Genomic DNA, 16,791 nt, shown 5'->3' with positions numbered 1-16,791 from the left:
GGTACATTCCGGTCCCCCCCGGGGTGATGGCATCAGGAATGCGGCGATGATCGCACAGGCGAACGACAGTCGGACGCCGCGGGGGCCGCGGCGAACCCTCGCCGCGGCCCCCTGTGTTCCCGCCGGGTTCAGCCCGCCGCCGCGTCCAGCGACGCCGCCACCCGGGCCGCGACCGTCTCCGCGTATTCGGCGTCCTCGCGTTCGAAGGCCGGGCGCGACGGGGAGCGGAGGAAGGTGGCGACGCCCACGGTGCGGGCGCGGGCGCGCAGGGGGACGCAGAGGGCGTGGGCGGTGTCGGTGGGCCAGAGGCGGTCGGTGGCCCACCGGGGGGTGCCGGGGGACGCGCTGGCGCGGGTGGGGCCCTGGCGGGCGAGGGCCTGGAGGGCGGGGTGGGCCGGGGCGTAGCGCAGCGGGATGCCGCCGGCGGCGACGGGGGCGACCGGGCCGGGGGCGCCGCTCGGGGTCGCGAGGGCCCGGACCAGGCGGTCGCCGGGGGCGGTGTGGTCGACCAGGACGTGGTCGGCGAAGCCGGCGAGGGCGAAGTCCAGGAGGACGGCGGCGGCCCGGAGCGGGTCCTCGCACTCGGCGGCGGCCGCGCCCGCGCGGTGCAGCTGGCTCCAGCGGAACCGCAGCCGGTCCGCGTCCTGTTCGGCGAGGCGGGCCTCGGTGACGTCCTGGAAGAGCCAGCCGACGCCCAGCGGGACCGGCTCGGGTTCCTCGGCGAGCGGGGAGGCCAGCCGTACGAAACCGCAGCGCCAGCAGCGGCGGCGCTCGCCGCGGGCGCCGCGCAGGGTGACCCACATGTCGGCGGGCGCGGGCGGCGAGCCCGCGGCCAGCACGTGCTGGAGGGCGCCTTCGAGCTCCTCCACGCCCTGGGTGACGAGTTCGCCGAGGGGGCGGCCGAGCAGCGAGCCGCGGGAGGCGCCGAGGGCGCGGGCGGCGTAGCCGTTGACGACGGCGGGGCGCAGGTCGACGTCGACGAGGACGACGCCCCAGGCCGCGTCCGCGAGCAGCGCCTCGCTCAGCGCGAGGGACCGCTCCAGGTCGATCTGGACGTGCACCTCGCTGAACGCGCAGTACACCCCGGCCGGCTGTCCGTCGGCACCGCGCACGCCGGCGGTCTGGGTGCGGACGAGGACCCGGCCGCCGTCCTTGCGCAGCAGCGCGAACTCGTGGACCTGCCGGCCGGGCGCGGTCATCGCGCGCAGCAGCCGGGCCAGCGTCTCCTCGGCGTCGGCGGTGCGGGCCGCCCAGCCGTCGAAGCCGCGCCGCCCGACGGCCTCGCGGGCGCTCCAGCCGAGGATCCGCTCGGCCTCCCGGTTCCAGTGGGTGACGGTCCCGGACGCGTCGAGCGCGCAGAGCGCCGCGTCCATGCCGTCCAGCAGGGCGGCGAGAAGATCGGCTCCCGGAACACCGGGAACCCTCGCCGTGTCGGCCGTGTCACTCGCAGAGCCACTCATGCGGGCACCCCCCGGCAACATTCAACTGGAACGTGACCCAGGACACAGCCCTTTCGGAGAAACCGATACGGGGCGCATACGGGGTGGATGCGAGGAGGCCGCGCGCCGAAGCCGAGGTGACGCGGAAGGTGTGGGGTGGAGGTCTCCGTCGTGGACGTCAGTCGTGGACGCGGACGATGCCGCGCTCCGCGAACGGCGCGTAGTACTCCGTGAACAGCTTGCCCACGAGCTCGCCCCGGCTGGAGACGCCGACCTTCTCGAAGATGCCCTTGATGTAGTCGCGGACGGTGTGCGGCGACAGGTGGAGCTGCTCGGCGATCTTCCCGGTGGGCAGCCCGCGCGCGATGCACTGGGTCACCTCGGTCTCCCGGTCGGTCAGTTCGAAGGCGTCCACGATCAGCGGCACGATCTCGGAGGTCTTGGCCGGCTCGATGACCACGGCCGACGGGCCGAGGCCGCCGTCCGCCTCGCGCAGGCAGGAGGCGTGGCACACCAGCCAGTGGCCGCTGCGGGTGCGGACCCGTACGCGGGCGTGGCCGCGGTCGCGGTCCTGGGAGATGGCGCGGGCCTTGAGCGCGGTGGCCTGGACCCAGGCGGGCACGCTGAGTCCCGCGGTGGTGACGGCGGGGCCTTCGGGCAGGTCCGCGAGGTGGGCGCGGGCGTCGTCGTTGGCGGACAGCAGGGCGCCGGAGGCGTCGAAGAGCAGCAGTCCCGGTCCGTGCAGGCCGTCGGGCAGGGGCTGTGGGGCGGTGCCCGCGAAGGAGCGCAGCCGGCGGGCCAGCGGAGTGACCAGACTCTCGATCAGCCGGGACTCGGAGGCGCCGAACGCGGGGCGGCCGTGGGCGCGGAAGAGGCTGATGTGGCCGTGCGGGCGGCCGCCGACCCGCAGCACGGCCCGTAACTCGTCCTGGAGGCCGCGGGGTTTCATGAAGGAGTGGTAGAGGCTGCTGCGGGCCGGCAGGTCGCCGGTGGCCTCGCGCAGTCCGGCGACCGGCACCTTGGCCTGGGCGAGGTCGCGGAAGAGGTTGACGTTCTCGGTGAAGAGCTCGGTCTCCCAGTAGACGGCGCAGCCGTGCTCGTCGAGGTTCTCGGCGCGGATGGGGGCGGCCATCATGCCGGTCTCGGGGTCCGTGACGCGCCAGACGGCGGCGTCGTACGGGATGAGCCGGCGCACGTGATGGGACGCCTCGGCGAACATGCCGAGCGCGTCGCCGCTCTTCGCGGCCCGCGCGAGCAGTTCGGCGCGGCCGATCTCGATTCGGGAAACACGGTCACTGGTCACCCCTTGATCCTGACAGTCCGCGGGCGGAGCGCCAACCCCTCACTTGAGGGGTTCGGAAAAAAGGCGGAAGACATGCCTCGTACGCGGTCAACCATTTGAAGACGCGGAGCGTCCGCCGCGACCCCCCTCGAATGCGGGGATGAAACGGATGGGGGACCGCGGGAGAATTCCCAAACTTTTCGGACGGAACTTTCCGGCAGGCGGTGGGGAACGCGTATGAGGGTGGGCATCATCGGCGCGGGCGCGATGGGCAGGGCGATGGCGCGCCGGGCGGCGGTGGCCGGAGCGGTCGTCCTGCTCGCCGACCGCGGCGCGGGCCGGGGTGCCGGGCGCGGCGCCGGCCGGGCGCGGCGGGCGGCCCGTGAGGCGATGGCCGGAACCCCGGGGGTCGTGGTGAGCGCGACGACCCGCGCGGCGCTGGGTCCGGGGCTGGTGTTCCTGGCCCTGGACCGGGCCGAGTCACTGGAATTGCTGCGCCGTCACCGCCGTACGCTGACCGGAAAGGTGCTCGTCGAGGTGACCGTGCCGCGGGTCGGGCCGCACGGCACGGAGATGGGCGACCTGATGGCCGCCGCCCCGGGCGCCCGTTGGGTGCGGGCCTGTGCCGCCGGTGACGCCGAGTCGATCTACCGGGGCCTGATCGACGGTCATCCCGTCGACGTGTTCGTGGCCGCCGATGACGATCCGGCCAAGATTCGGGTGATCGAGCTGACCAATCGTTCCGGTCTGCGCGCCCTCGACGCGGGGCGGCTCGACCGGGCGAGGGTTCTCGACGAATTGACATCTCTGGGTAGGGAAATCAGCCACCGACTGGCTACTCCGGAAGGCTGGGCAATAAAGTTGCTGCCCAGCTGGTGAGCGCCGGAACCGCACCTCCACCAATTCACCGGCAATCCGATCTTGGGGGAAGATCCATGACCAGAGAACCGGCTTTTCTCGCGCTGGGCGCCCTTGTCGTGCAGGGTCCGCACGGCGAGGTGAAGCTCAGTGGAAACCGTCAGCGCATTCTGCTGACCATGCTGTTACTGGAAGGCAACCGGGTGGTGGCCGTCGACCGGCTCATCCGTGCGATCTGGGGCGACTCGCCACCCGCCACGGCCCGAAGTCAGATCCGTATCTGCGTGTCCTCGCTGCGCCGCCAGTTCGCGGCCGGCGACGTGCCCGCGACCATCGAGACGCACAAGACCGGTTACCGGCTGCGCGCTCCGGAGGCCACCATCGACCTGCACCGCTTCGGACAGCTCATATCCCGCGCCAGAGGCGGGGCGGCGGACCGTCCCGACCTGGAACTGGCGTCGCTCTACCGAGAGGCCCTCGCCCTGTGGCGGGGGCCTCTCGGCGAAGGGCTCGGCAGTCCGCTCCTGGACACCGTCGCCCTCAAGTACCACGAGGACTACCACTCCGCCCTGGAGGACTGCTACGAGCTGGAGTTGCGGCTCGGCTACCACCGCAGGGTCCTCGGCGAACTCACCCACCACGTCTCCGAGCACCCGTTCCGCGAGACGCTCATCGCCCAGCTGATGATCGCCCTGTACCGCTCGGGGCGGACGGCGGACGCCCTCGCCCTGTTCCGCGACACCCACCGCCGTTTCCGCGACGAGCTCGGCATCGTCCCCGGCGAACGGCTCCAGTCGATCGAGAGCCTGATCCTCGGCGGCACCGACAAGCAGGCCGGCCAGCAGCCCCACCCCGACGAAACGCTTCTCTTCGGGCAGCCGGCGACCGCCGGGCCCACCCGCCACTGACCCGGTTCTTCCCCCTCAGCTGAGGGGGGAGGCCGGGGCGGAGTCCCTCCTCCGCAGGGGATGGAGCGCCCCACCCGTCAGGGAAAGACTCGGGGCGTTTCCAGGCAACGGCACTCAGAGCCGAGCGCCGTACGCAGAGAGAGGGGCCGTCCATGGCTCGCCAGCCTCAGTACTCCGTCATCCCGGACAGCGCGGTGGACCGGCTCGTCTCCGAGGTGAAGGGCGAGGTCTTCCTCCCGGACGACCCGGGGTACGAGGCCGAACTCGACGGCTTCAACCGGATCGGCCGGCACCGGCCGGCCGTCGTGGTGGGCGCGGTCGCCGCCGAGGACGTCGCCGCCGCCGTCCGCCTCGCCACCGAACTCGGTCTTCCCGTCGGCGTACAGGCCACCGGCCACGGCATCGCGGCCCCGGCCGAGGACGCCGTCCTGGTCACCACGCACCGGATGAACGCGGTCGCCGTCGACCCGATCGCCCGGATCGCCCGCGTCGAGGCCGGTGCCCGCTGGCACCAGGTCATCGCCACCGCCGCCTACCACGGCCTGGCCCCGCTCAACGGCTCCTCGCACCTGGTCGGCGTCGTCGGCTACACCCTCGGCGGCGGCCTCGGACCGCTCGGCCGGCTGTACGGCTACGCGGCCGACCACGTCACCCGCGTCCACCTCGTCACCGCCGACGGGCAGCACCTCACCGTCACCCCCGACACGCACGGCGACCTGTTCTGGGCGCTGCGCGGCGGCAAGGGGAACTTCGGCATCGTCACCGCCCTGGAGTTCCGCCTGATGCCGGTCGCCCGGCTGTACGGCGGAGGGCTGTACTTCCCCGGTGCGCAGGCCCCGGCCGTGCTCGACGCCTGGCGCGCCTGGACCGCCGGCGTGCCCGAGACGCTGACCTCCTCCGTGGCCCTGCTCCGGCTGCCCGGGCTGCACCAGGTGCCCGACCACCCGGCCGGCGAGCTCGCCGTCCACGTCCGGATCGCGTTCACCGGGGACCGGGAGGAGGGCGAGCGGCTGCTGCGCCCGCTGCGGGAGGCGGGCACGCTGCTCGCCGACACGGTCGCCGAGATGCCGTACAGCGACGTCGCCGAGATCCACCAGGACCCGACCGAGCCGCTGCCGTACCACGAACGTAACGTCGTACTGCGGGAGTTCGGCGAGGACGCCCTGGCGGCCCTGCTCGCCGCCGCCGGTCCCGGCGCGGACTGCACGGACCCGATGGTGGAGCTCCGGCACCTGGGCGGGGCGCTGTCCCGGCAGCCGTCCGTGCCGGGGGCCGTCGGCCGGGACGGTGCCTTCACCCTGTCGACGCTGTCCCTGCCGGGTTCCCCCGACGTCGTCCTGCGGCCGCTCGCCCGCTGGTCCACCGGCCGCCGCTATCTGAACTTCCTGGCCGGCGCCGACACGGCGGACCTGGCCGCCGACTGCTTCGACGAGGAGACCTTCGCCCGGCTGCTGCGGGTGAAGAGGCACTACGACCCGCACAACGTGTTCCGCCTGGGCCACGCGCTGCTCCCCGACGCGGCCTGACCGGACCCGGCCGGAGCCGCCCCACCCGCCCAGGGTGCTCGCTCCGGCCGGTCCCGGGCCGCACGCCGGGCCGGGCCCGTCACCCCCGGACGGGCCCGGCCCGGCCCCTCCTCACCCGACCACCCGCCCCGCTCGTCTCCGTAGGAGGAGACCCATGACCACCGACCAGGCCCTGTCCACCGCCCCCGGGCAGCCGGCCGCCGTGCTCAGCGCCCGCTCCGCAGGGCTGCGCTACGGCGCCCTCTTCGGGCCCGCCGTCTTCGGCGTCACGGCCGCCGGCGTCGCCCTGCCGGACGTCGCCAAGGCCCTGCACGCCACCCCGGCCACCGCAGCCTGGGTGCTCACCGCCCACGCGCTCGCGCTCGGCGTCGGCACCGCGCTCTTCGGGCGGCTCGCCGACTCCAGGGGCGTACGCACCTCGCTGCTCGTCGGCTCGCTCGTGCTCGCCCTCGGCTCCCTCATCTGTCTGTTCGCCCCCAACATCGGCGTCCTCGTCGCCGGCCGCTTCGTGCTCGCCACCGGCTCCGGCGCCATGACCTCGGGCGCCCTCGCGCTGTCCGCGGCCGCGCCGCCCGCCGACCGGCCCAAGGTGCTCGGCGGATTCGGCGCCACCATGGCCGTCTTCTCCGCCAGCGCCACGCTCGCCGGCGGCGTCTTCACCCAGTGGGTGACCTGGCGGATCGCGCTCGTCCTGCCCGCCCTGTCGCTGCTCGCCGTGCCGCTGTGCCTGCGTGCCGCCGCGGCCCGGGCCGGCAGCGGCCGCAAGCTCGACCTGCCCGGCGCGGTGCTGCTGACCGTCGCCGCCATGTCGTTCCTGCTGCTCATCCAGTCGTACTCGCTCGGCCTGTCCACCGGCGTCGTCCTCGCCCTCGCCGCCGCGCTGGTGGTGTCCCTGGGCGGTCTGATCCAGCGGGTGCGCACCACCGAGGGCTCCTTCGTGCCGCGCCGGCTCGTCGCCGACCGCGTCTTCCTGCGCGCCTCGCTCACCGGCGTCGGCGCCTACGCGGGCCTGTTCGCCGCCATGTACCTGGTGCCGCAGATCCTCGTCGGCGGGCACGGCTGGAGCGTCCTGGCCGTCGGCACCTGGCTGCTGCCCGGCGCCGCCGTCGGCGCCGTCCTGTCCCGGTTCGCCGGCAAGTTCGCGGGCGGCAGCGCCGGTTCCGTGATGCTGAGCGCCATCGCCCTCGCCATGGCCGCGATCCTCGCCCTGTCGGCCGCCGTGACCAACCCGACGCCGCTGCTCATCGGCGCCTCGCTCGGCTTCGCCGCGTTCGCCGTCACCCAGGTCATCACGACCGCGCTGATGTCCGCCCACGTCGAACCCGCCCTGCGGGGCGGCGCGATGGGCCTGCTCAACCTCACCTTCTTCGTCGGCGGCGGGGTCGGCAGCGCCACCGCCGGCGCACTCGTCAAGTCGATGTCCATGACCAGCGTGCTCGCCGTCGTCGCGGTCTTCCCGCTGATCGCCGCCGTCTCCGCGCTCACGCTGCGCGCCGGAGGCGGCGCCAAGAGCTGACCCGGCGGGCCGGGCACCGCCCCCGACCCGGCCCGCCGGGTCACCCGGACACGAGCCCGGGACTCGGAACCCCGACTCGAAACAACACCAATACAGCCGCGATAGGCGCCGACCGAAGGATGAACACCGTCGGCGCCTCTTCGCGTTGAAGGAGACCAGTACTCGCCATGACCGACCTCCCGACCACGGACTCCCCCGCCACGGAATTCGACCTTCACATACGGAAGTCGATGGCCTGGCACTTCGGTGCCGACACCGGCTCCCCCTTCTGGCTCGCCAAGCGCGACAGCCTCGGCTTCGACCCGCTCACCGACATCGGCGGCCTCGCCGACCTCACCCGCTTCCCCGACGTCAGCGCCGAACTGCGCACCGTGCCCGTCGGCGACCTCATCCCCCGGGGCCTGAAGGACCGGGTCTTCCGGGTGTACGACTCCGGCGGCACCACCGGCTCCCCCAAGCGGATCGTCGACAGCGCCGCCCGCGCCGAACTCCTCGTCTGGGCCCGCGAACGGCTCATCGAGAGCGGGGTGCCCGCCGAGGGCGACTGGCTCCACCTCGGCCCCAGCGGCCCCCACGTCATCGGCTACGACGTCTCCCGCTACGCGGCCCTGTCCGGCGCCCTCTTCCACACCGTCGACCTCGACCCGCGCTGGGTGAAACGTCTCCTCGGCGACGGCCGCGAGGACGAGGCGGACCTCTACGTCCAGCACCTGCTCGACCAGGCCGAGACGATCCTCACCACCCAGAAGGTCGCCGTCCTCAGCTCCACCCCGCCGCTCCTGGAAGCGATCTGCGCCCGCCCCGGCCTCTACGAGCTGGTCCGGAGCAACGTGAAGGCGATCATCTGGGCCGGCACCTCCATCAGCGCCGAGAACCTGCGCATGCTCGACCGGGAGTTCTTCCCCGACGCCGCCGTCGTCGGCGTCTACGGCAACAGCCTCATGGGCGTCGCCCCGCAGCGCCCGGCCGCCCCCGGCGACACCCACCCGTGCGTCTTCGAGCCGTACCCGGCCACCACCCGCCTCGAACTCGTCGACGACGCGGGCCGGCCCGTGCCGTACGGGGAGCGCGGCCGGGTCCGGCTGCACCTGGTCGCGGAGGAGATGTTCCTGCCCAACATCCTGGAGCGGGACAGCGCGATCCGGGTCGCCCCGCGCCCCGGCTCCCCCGTGGACGGCCTCGCCGACGTCCAGACCTACCGGGCCGTCGACGACGTGCGGGTCATCGAGGGGGTCTACTGATGAGCGACGGCACCCTGCTCACCGTCGACCCGCTGGTCTGCGGCCGCACCGTCACCAGCTCCGACCGCACCCGGCTGCCCGACGTCCGCGGCGGCGACCTCGCCGACGTCGGCGCCGCCCCGCGCCTCATGGCACTCGCCGCGCTGCGCGAGCTGCGCACCCACGCCGACGGCCGCCCCGTGGACCAGGACGTCTTCGACAAGGCGGCCGAGCTCTTCGAGCACGCCGCCGTCGAGGGCGAGTCGCCCGAGGAGTACGCGGCCCGCGTCTCGTACGCCACCGGGCTCACCGCCGCCGCCGTCGCCCAGTCCGTCCGCGACCTCGTGGACGAGCTGCGCGAACTGTCCGAGACGACCGCCGCCGAACTGCCCGGCACCCGCTTCGGCCCGGGGGCCGGGACCCAGCGGGGCCCCCACTCCGGCACCGGTTTCACCACCCGCTGGGTGCCGCGCGGCCGGGTGTTCGCCGCCGTCATGGCCAGCAACCACCCCACCCCCAGCGTCACCTGGGCGCAGGCCCTCTTCCACGGCTACAGCGTCGCCGTGAAGCCCGGCAGCCGCGACCCGTTCACCCCGCTCCGGCTGGCCCGGGCGCTGCTCGCCGCCGGACTGCCCGCGCACAAGCTGGCCGTCCTGCCGGCCTCGCACCAGACCGGCGAGTTCCTCCTCAAGGAGGCCGACCGCGGCATCGTGTACGGCGGCGACAGTGCCGTACGGCGCTGGCAGGGCGACGAGTCGGTCGCCGTGCGCGGCCCCGGCCGCACCAAGGCGCTGCTCGACGCCGAGCCGGACGACACGGTCATCGGACACCTGGCGCTGTCCGCCTCCTTCGACGGCGGCACCCGCTGCACCAACCTGTCGGCGGTGCTCACCACCCGCCCCGTGCACCAGGTCGCCGACGCACTCGCCCGCCGGCTCGCCGCGCTGCCGAGCGTGCCCGCCACCACGGCCGGGGCGACGCTCCTGGTCGCCGACCCGGAGCGGGCCGAGCGGATCCGCGGCCAGGTGGCCGAGCTGCGGGCGGCCGCCGGGGTGACCGACCACAGCGCCGCCTTCGACCCGGCCGCGGCCGGCACCGTCGTCGAACTGGCCGACGGCTCGCGGCTGCTGCGCCCGCTGGTCCTGTCCGTGGACCGGGTCGACCATCCGGCGGTCGGCACCGAGCTGCCCTTCCCGTTCGTGGTCGTCGCCCCCTGGGCGCCCGCCGACGGGGTGGCCCCGCTGCGCGGTTCGCTCGTCCTCAACCTCCTCACGGACGACGAGGAGCTGGTCGACGCGGCCGTGCGCGAGCCGAGCGTCCGCAAGGTCACGCGCGGGCCGGTGCTGCCGTGGACGGCGGTCCCGGGAATCCCGCACGACGACAACTACACCCAGTTCCTGCTGGAGCCCAAGGGCGTCGTGGCCGCCGCCTGACGCGGCCGGCCCCATCCTCACGAAGGGAATCACCGTGTCCATCAAGCGACGCGACATGGTCAAGCTGACCGCTGGCACCGCCCTCGCCGCCTCCGCCGCCGCGGTCCCGTTCGCCACCGGCGCCGTGGGCGCCGAGGACGACACCCCGGCCCCGGCCACCGCCCAGGGCGGCTCCGGGGAAGGCGACTACACCGAGACCTACCAGGGCCGCACCATCCGGGTCGCGTCCGCCGCGGCCGGCGGCGGCGTGTTCATCGACGGGCGTCCGCTGCACCTCATGAAGTTCGCCGAGGACGCCTACCTCAGCTCCCTGTGCCACTACGAGATGGCGCCGACCCCGCTGGTCGCCGCCCGCCGCGCCGTCGAGGAGCTCCGCGGCGCCCAGCTGCTCCCGAACGTCCACGGCGCCCACGTCATGGACGCCACGACGCCCGCCTGACCCGCCCCGTCCGAGAGGGAGCCCCGCCATGGTGCACGTACGCAAGAACCACCTCGACATGACCCGCGAGGAGAAGCGCAGGTTCATCCACGCCGTCAAGGAGATCAAGCGGAGAGGGATCTACGACCGCTTCGTCGACCTGCACATACGGATCAACTCGCAGGACTACCTGGACAAGGTGACCGGCAAGCGGCTCGGTCACATCAACCCCGGCTTCCTGCCCTGGCACCGCCAGTACCTGCTGCGCTTCGAGCGGGAGCTGCAGAAGGTCGACCCCCGCGTCACCCTGCCGTACTGGGACTGGTCCATCGACCACGGCGAGGACTCCCCGCTGTGGGACGACGACTTCATGGGCGGCAACGGCCGGCCCGGCGACCGCCGGGTGATGACCGGTCCGTTCGCCCGTGACAACGGCTGGGTCCTCAACATCAGCGTCGTCCCCGTCGGCGACGAGCACCCGGCCCTGAACGGCAACTACACGCACGACGACCGGGACTACCTGGTGCGGGACATGGGCACCCTGACCGACAAGCTGCCCACCCCCAAGGAGCTGGACGACACCCTCGCCCTGAAGGTGTACGACTCCGCGCCGTTCAACCACACCTCCGGAAGCGAGCCGCCGTACGCGAGCTTCCGCAACCACCTCGAGGGCTACACCAAGTTCGCCTGGGAGGAGGCCGCGGGCAAGCTGCACGCCGCCGGGCACGTGTGGGTCGGCGGCCACATGATGTACATCGGCTCGCCCAACGACCCGGTGTTCTTCCTCAACCACTGCATGATCGACCGCTGTTGGGCGCTGTGGCAGCAGCGGAACCCCGAGGTCCCGCACTACCTGCCCCTGGAACCCACCACCGATGTCCCCGACATCAACACCCCCCTGGGTCCGTGGCACACCATGACGCCGCGCGACCTGATCGACCACACGAAGTGGTACCGCTACGACAAGTAGCACCCGCCGGGCGCCGGACCGCGGACCTCCTCGGAGGCCGGGTCCGGCGCCTTCGTGTCTCCCCACCCCCGTGGAGGTAATCGTGCTCACCCGAAGACACTCGTCCCTGGCCGTCCTCGCCCTGTGCTGGGCCGCGGTCTTCTTCGACGGCTTCGACGTCATGGTGTACGGCGCCGGGCTGCCGTACATGCTGGACGACGCCTCGTTCGGCCTGGACGCGGCGACCGCCGGCACCATCGGCAGCTGGACCACCCTCGGCATGCTGCTCGGCGCCCTCGGCTGCGGCACCCTCACCGACGGCCTGGGCCGCCGCCCGGTCCTGGTCGGCTGCGTCCTCGCCTTCTCCGCCGGCTCAGGCGTCTGCGCGATGGCCGGTTCGGTCGGCGTCTTCGGCGCCGGCCGGTTCCTCACCGGCATCGGCCTGGGCGGGCTCATCCCCGTCTGCCTGGCCGTCGTCGCCGAGTTCACGCCCGCCGCCCGGGTGCCGCTGGCCACCGGCGTCCTGATGTCGGCGTACCACGCGGGCGGCATGACCGCGACGGGCGTCGGCCTGTGGCTGGCGCCCGGCCACGGCTGGCGCTGGGCCTTCGCCGCCGGCGTGCTGCCCGCCGTCGTCGCCGTACCGCTGCTGCTGCGCTTCCTGCCCGAGTCGCCCGCCGTGCTCTGGGCCAGGGGACGGCGGCGGGAGGCGGCGGAGACCGCCCTCGCCCACGGGCTGCCCGACCCGGCGGGAGGCCCGGCGGCGGGCCCGGGCGGGGCGGAGCCGGGACGGTCCGGGGAGCGGCTGCGGGCCGTCGCCGCGCTCGTCGGCCGCGAGCACCGCGCCGCCACGCTGCTGCTGTGGCTCGCCTCGGCCTGCGGGCTGATGCTCGTGTACGGGCTGAGCACCTGGCTGCCGCAGCTGATGAGGGCCTCCGGATACGGGCTCGGGTCCTCCGTCGGCTTCCTCATGGCCGTCAACGCGGGCGGCATCGCCGGCATGCTGCTCGCCGGCTGGGTCGCCTCCCGGTTCGGCGCGGTGCCGGTGGCGGGGACCTGGTTCGCGCTGACCGCGGTGTCGCTGCTGCTGCTCTCGGTGCGGATGCCGGTGCCCCTCACGTACGTCCTCGTCACGGTCACCGGGATCTGGCTCTACAGCGCCTCGACGATGGTGTACGCGGTGGCCGGCGGTCTCTATCCGGCGGCGCTGCGCGCTCCGGGGCTCGGCTGGGTGGCGGGGGTGGGCCGGCTCGGGGCCGTGCTGTCCCCCTGGCTGGGCGGCTATCTGCTCTCGCACGGCCACGGCACCTGGGGCTTCCCGGTGTTCGCGGCGGCCGGGGTGCTGGGCGCGGTGGCGGTCCTGCTCAGCCGGGCGGTGCGGCGCGAGGCGGCGCCGGACGGGACCGGGGCCGCGCCCGGGACTCGTACGGCCGCCGTGTGAACCGCCCCGGCCGTGCCACCCTCGGTACGGGTGGCACGGCCGGGTGCGCGGCGCAGGAGGCTTACTTCTCCAGGCAGAACTCGTCGATCGGGTAGCCGACGTGACGGTCCTCGCTGGGCAGGTAGCCGAGCACGATGTCGCCCGGCTTCAGCTCCGTGCTGTTGAGGACGACGCCGTTGGGGCCGAGGACCCGCACGTGCCAGTCGTCCTGGAGGATCAGGTTCACCCGCTGCCCGTTGGGGGCCTCGGCGTCGATGGAGATCAGCGGACGGGACTCGATCTTGACCCGGCCGACGGTGACGAGACGGGTGTTGCCCTTCACGTCCACCGCGGTGACCTTGCTGCCGGCCTTGAGCTCGCTGAGGTAGTTGGTGCGCTCGTCCTTGCCCAGCGTGTACGAGTGGATGGCGCCGGCGTTGACCCGGAACGGGCGGGTCGGCATGTACGGCAGCGGGTGGGTCTCGCTGACGCACAGGATCATGCCCTTGGAGTGCGAGCCGACCAGGATGCCCTCGTCCTCGCGGAAGTGGGTGCAGGTGTCGACGCAGGCACGCTCGCCCATGCCGATGTGGGTGGTCTCCACGATCCGCAGCTCGGTGAGGTTGACGTTCGGGACGTCGGCCTCGGCGGCCCGCTTCAGGGCGGCGGTGTCGCCGACCTTCGCCGGGGCCATCATGACGCCGTCCGAGCCGTGCTCCAGGACGCCGAAGATGATCTCGGCCTCCTCCACGTCCTGCGCGACGGTGATGAGCGAGCCGGTGGCGCGGGCCGCCGCCGCGATGACGATCTCCAGCGGGATCTTGGTGGGGTCGCGGAACAGCAGCACGCTCCACTTCTCGGTGCGCGCCGACTCGCAGGCGTCCTCCAGGGTGGGGGCGTCGATGATCTCGACGAACCGGCCGACCTCCACCTCGGGGTGCTTCAGGGCGAGCTCGGCGGGGGTCACACCGTGCTTGGCGGGGTCGACGATGACGACGGTCGCGTCGCCGAAGTCCTCCGGCAGCGGCTTGTTCTGCGGGAACAGGACCTTGGTGATGGTCGGCGGCAGGTCCTTGAGGTGCTCGGTGTCGTCGGCGACGACCGCCTCCACGCGGTGGTGCAGCGCCTCCTGGAGGATCGCCTCACGGGCCTCGCCGAGCGAACGGATGTCGAGCCAGCTGATCTTCACGGAACTCTCCTGATCTTCTTCGGTGTTCTCTGGCGGGCGCTGGTGTCCAGCGGGCACTGTTCTCTAGCGGGCCGTGGCGACGGAGACGGCGGAGCGCCGTCCGTGCACGAGGTCGGAAAGCTTGTCGGTGAGGGCGCCGGGGTTCGGGGCCTGGAAGACGTTGCGGCCCATGGCGATGCCGGCGGCGCCGCCGCTCAGGGCCTCCTCGACGTACGCGAGGGTGGCCGCCTCGTCGTCGTTGCGGGGGCCGCCGGTCACGATGACCGGGACGGCGGCGGTGGCGGTGACGTCCCGCATCGCGTCCACGGAGCCGACGTAGGGGCTCTTCACGATGTCGGCGCCGAGGTCGGCGGCGAGCTGGATGGCGTGGGCGACGAGGTCGGGGTCGCGCGGGTTGTCGATCTTCGGCCCGCGCGGGTACATCATCGCGAGCAGCGGAACGTTCCAGCGGTCGCAGGCGTCGCCCACCGCCGCCAGGTCCGCGACCTGCTCGCGTTCCTCGTCGGCGCCCAGGTTGACGTGGACGCTGACCGCGTCGGCGCCGAGCCGCAGGGCCTCCTCGACGCCAGCCACCAGGTACTTGGCGTTCGGGTCGGGGGCGTGCACGGTGCTGGCGCTCAGGTGCACGATCAGCGAGGTGTGGGCGAACCACTCGGGGTCGATCCGCCGCAGCGCGCCCTTGTGCAGCACGACGGCGTCCACGTGGTGGCGGGCCAGTTCGCCGACGAGCGCGCCGACCCGGCTGCCCCCGGTCACGGGGCCGTCGGTGACGGAGTGGTCGAGCGGCACGACGAGGAGCCGGTCCGGGGCGTGGCGGTAGAGCCTGCGCAGCCGTAAGCGGCGGGCGAAGGACAACTGGTCGGTCATCGGTTCTCCCAGGGGGGTGGGTCAGGGCCGGAGTGGTCGGGTCCGGAGTGGTCGGGTCCGGGCACGAGGCTCGGCGGGATCCGGTCCGGGTGGGTCAGGTCCGGCCGGCGAGGGTCAGGGGGCTGTCGTCCGACGAGCCGTCGAGTTCGAACTCGGTGTGCAGCAGCCGGACCGCCCGGTCCACCTCGGTGCGCGGCACGGTCACCGACATCCGCAGCTGCGAGGCGGAGAACGCGCCGGCGGGGATGCCGCGGTCGGTGAGCGCGGACAGCATCCGGGCCGCGTACTGGGGGCGGCTGAGCAGGCCCTTGCCGACGATCGACACCTTCGCCACGGTGTCGTCCACGGTGAGCGCGTCCGCGCCGTCGGCGGCGTGTGCGGCGAGGAACTCGCGTACCGCCGCGACACGGGTGTGCGGCACGGTCAGGCCGATGGTGTGGCCGCCGCCGCGCTCCTCGTGCACGGAGGTCATGTCGGCGGGGACGGCCTCCCTGCCGAGCGCGCGGAACACGGTGAGCGCCGGGTTCTCCGCCGCCCGCGCGGTGCGGACGGTGACCCGTGCCGCGTCCTGGTCGTGTACGACCGCCATGACGGCGGCCTGGGTCTCGAGCATGGTCTCTCCGTCGGTCGCGTGGGGTGCGGTGGCGTGGAGCGCGGTGGTGCGGATCCCGGCGGCGTGGGCTCCGGTGCTATGGATTCCGGTCGACGGGTCGGTGGCGTGGATGCGGGTGCCGACCTCGGGGGCCGCGGAGTGCCCGACATGGATGTCGAGGCCGCACAGCGCGGCGAGTTCGACCGCGCGGGAGTGCATGACCTTGGCGCCGGCGAAGGCCATCTCCGCCATGACGTCCATGTCGAGCCGCGGCATCAGCCGGGCGTGCGGGACCAGGCGGGGGTCGGCGGTGAGCACGCCCGGGACGTCGGTGTAGATCTCGCAGTGGGTGGCGCCGAGCTCGGCGGCCGCGGCGACGGCCGTGGTGTCCGAGCCGCCGCGGCCCAGCGTGATGATGTCGCCGTCGGCGTCGACGCCCTGGAAGCCGGCGAGGACGACGACCCGGCCGGTGTCGAGGAGCCGCTCGGCGCGCTCGGTGTCGATGGCGACGATGACGCCCGAGCCCGCCGGCCCGGAGGCCAGGATGCCGGTCTGCGCGCCCGAGAGGGCGGTCGCCGGGGTGCCGATGCGCTGGAGCGCCATCGCCATCAGGGCGGCGGAGGCGGCCTCGCCGGTGGCGAGGAGCTGGTCGAGCTCGCGGCCGTCGGCGTCGGGGTTGATCTCCCCGGCGGTGCGGATGAGGTGGTCGGTGGTCTTTCCCTGTGCCGAGACCACGACGGCCACGCGCCGGCCGGCCGCGGCGACGCGGGCGATCCGGCGGGCCACCCGGCGCACGTGCTCGGTGGTCGCCAGCGAGCTGCCGCCGAACTTCTGCACCACCGTGCCCGGCGTGCGCTCCTGGCCAAGGGTTGCCATCTGTCCCCCGCTCGTCGGTCTCGGTCAACTGATGACGAGCCAACCCGAGGGCCGTATCGGGGCCCGTATCGCGCGGGCTATCCGCACCGCATCGGGACCGCATCGGAGCGTGACGACGGGGACAGCGGCGAGGGGGAGTCGAGGGGAAAAAGGACGCGAAAAAACAGTTGAGTGCGCGCCGGGGGCTTCTTAGGGTGGGGTCACACGCGAAAGGAGGTGATCCGAAAAAATGGTTTCTTTTCGGACTCGTGAGGTGACTGCGGGCTAAGGCCTGCCGTCGCACTCTTGTGCACCTCGG

The 16,791-nt window shown here is 73.5% G+C and carries 14 protein-coding genes; 9 read left to right on the top strand and 5 right to left on the bottom strand.

From position 1 onward, the window contains the following. Positions 1-128: 128 nt before the first annotated feature. Positions 129-1,460, bottom strand: coding sequence for a PAS domain-containing protein (locus tag ACFY7C_RS29105; RefSeq protein WP_389655913.1), 1,332 nt, complete (start codon positions 1,458-1,460; stop codon positions 129-131). Between the two features lie 157 nt (positions 1,461-1,617). Beyond that, on the bottom strand, positions 1,618-2,742 hold the full coding sequence (locus ACFY7C_RS29100; RefSeq protein ID WP_389655911.1) for a LuxR C-terminal-related transcriptional regulator: 1,125 nt from the start codon (positions 2,740-2,742) through the stop codon (positions 1,618-1,620). 216 nt (positions 2,743-2,958) lie between these two features. Here ACFY7C_RS29100 and ACFY7C_RS29095 point away from each other — a divergent pair, with 216 nt between their 5' ends. The 9 genes from ACFY7C_RS29095 (at position 2,959) to ACFY7C_RS29055 (ending at position 12,990) form a co-directional block, all read left to right on the top strand. Next, the gene (locus ACFY7C_RS29095) at positions 2,959-3,600 is read left to right on the top strand and encodes an NAD(P)-binding domain-containing protein (RefSeq protein ID WP_389655909.1); all 642 of its coding nucleotides are present in this window, start codon (positions 2,959-2,961) and stop codon (positions 3,598-3,600) included. A 56-nt stretch (positions 3,601-3,656) separates the two neighbouring features. Further along, positions 3,657-4,487, top strand: coding sequence for a BTAD domain-containing putative transcriptional regulator (locus tag ACFY7C_RS29090; protein WP_389655907.1), 831 nt, complete (start codon positions 3,657-3,659; stop codon positions 4,485-4,487). A 152-nt stretch (positions 4,488-4,639) separates the two neighbouring features. After that, positions 4,640-6,013: an FAD-binding oxidoreductase gene (locus tag ACFY7C_RS29085; protein ID WP_389655905.1), complete on the top strand. Its 1,374-nt coding sequence runs from the start codon at positions 4,640-4,642 to the stop codon at positions 6,011-6,013. A gap of 154 nt (positions 6,014-6,167) precedes the next feature. After that, the gene (locus ACFY7C_RS29080; protein ID WP_389655903.1) at positions 6,168-7,529 is read left to right on the top strand and encodes an MFS transporter; all 1,362 of its coding nucleotides are present in this window, start codon (positions 6,168-6,170) and stop codon (positions 7,527-7,529) included. Between the two features lie 167 nt (positions 7,530-7,696). Next, positions 7,697-8,770, top strand: a complete 1,074-nt coding sequence (locus ACFY7C_RS29075) for a phenazine biosynthesis protein (RefSeq protein WP_389655901.1) — start codon at positions 7,697-7,699, stop codon at positions 8,768-8,770. After that, positions 8,770-10,182, top strand: coding sequence for an aldehyde dehydrogenase family protein (locus tag ACFY7C_RS29070; protein WP_389655899.1), 1,413 nt, complete (start codon positions 8,770-8,772; stop codon positions 10,180-10,182). Before ACFY7C_RS29075 ends, ACFY7C_RS29070 begins: the two co-directional genes overlap by 1 nt. 34 nt (positions 10,183-10,216) lie before the next feature. After that, positions 10,217-10,621, top strand: coding sequence for a tyrosinase family oxidase copper chaperone (locus tag ACFY7C_RS29065; RefSeq protein ID WP_389655897.1), 405 nt, complete (start codon positions 10,217-10,219; stop codon positions 10,619-10,621). Positions 10,622-10,649: 28 nt separating this feature from the next. Continuing rightward, positions 10,650-11,570 carry a grixazone synthase gene (gene griF, locus ACFY7C_RS29060; RefSeq protein ID WP_389655895.1) on the top strand — a complete coding sequence of 307 codons (921 nt, stop codon included), beginning with the start codon at positions 10,650-10,652 and terminating at the stop codon, positions 11,568-11,570. Positions 11,571-11,652: 82 nt separating this feature from the next. After that, a complete protein-coding gene (locus ACFY7C_RS29055; protein ID WP_389655893.1) occupies positions 11,653-12,990 on the top strand; it encodes an MFS transporter in 1,338 nt (445 codons plus the stop codon). A 61-nt stretch (positions 12,991-13,051) separates the two neighbouring features. On the opposite strand, the gene griH is transcribed toward ACFY7C_RS29055, so the two are convergent. From griH to ACFY7C_RS29040, 3 genes are all read right to left on the bottom strand, one after another. Continuing rightward, positions 13,052-14,215 carry a 3-amino-4-hydroxybenzoic acid synthase gene (gene griH / locus ACFY7C_RS29050; protein ID WP_389655891.1) on the bottom strand — a complete coding sequence of 388 codons (1,164 nt, stop codon included), beginning with the start codon at positions 14,213-14,215 and terminating at the stop codon, positions 13,052-13,054. A gap of 6 nt (positions 14,216-14,221) precedes the next feature. Then, on the bottom strand, positions 14,222-15,025 hold the full coding sequence (locus tag ACFY7C_RS29045; RefSeq protein ID WP_389655889.1) for a 2-amino-3,7-dideoxy-D-threo-hept-6-ulosonate synthase: 804 nt from the start codon (positions 15,023-15,025) through the stop codon (positions 14,222-14,224). A 94-nt stretch (positions 15,026-15,119) separates the two neighbouring features. Beyond that, on the bottom strand, positions 15,120-16,493 hold the full coding sequence (locus ACFY7C_RS29040) for an aspartate kinase (RefSeq protein WP_389655887.1): 1,374 nt from the start codon (positions 16,491-16,493) through the stop codon (positions 15,120-15,122). Between the last annotated feature and the right edge of the window lie 298 nt (positions 16,494-16,791).

It is taken from the genome of Streptomyces sp. NPDC012769 (assembly GCF_042901205.1).
GTDB lineage: Bacteria > Actinomycetota > Actinomycetes > Streptomycetales > Streptomycetaceae > Streptomyces.
Note: the sequence above shows the minus strand (reverse complement) of the source record. Positions and strands in the feature narration are given on the sequence as shown.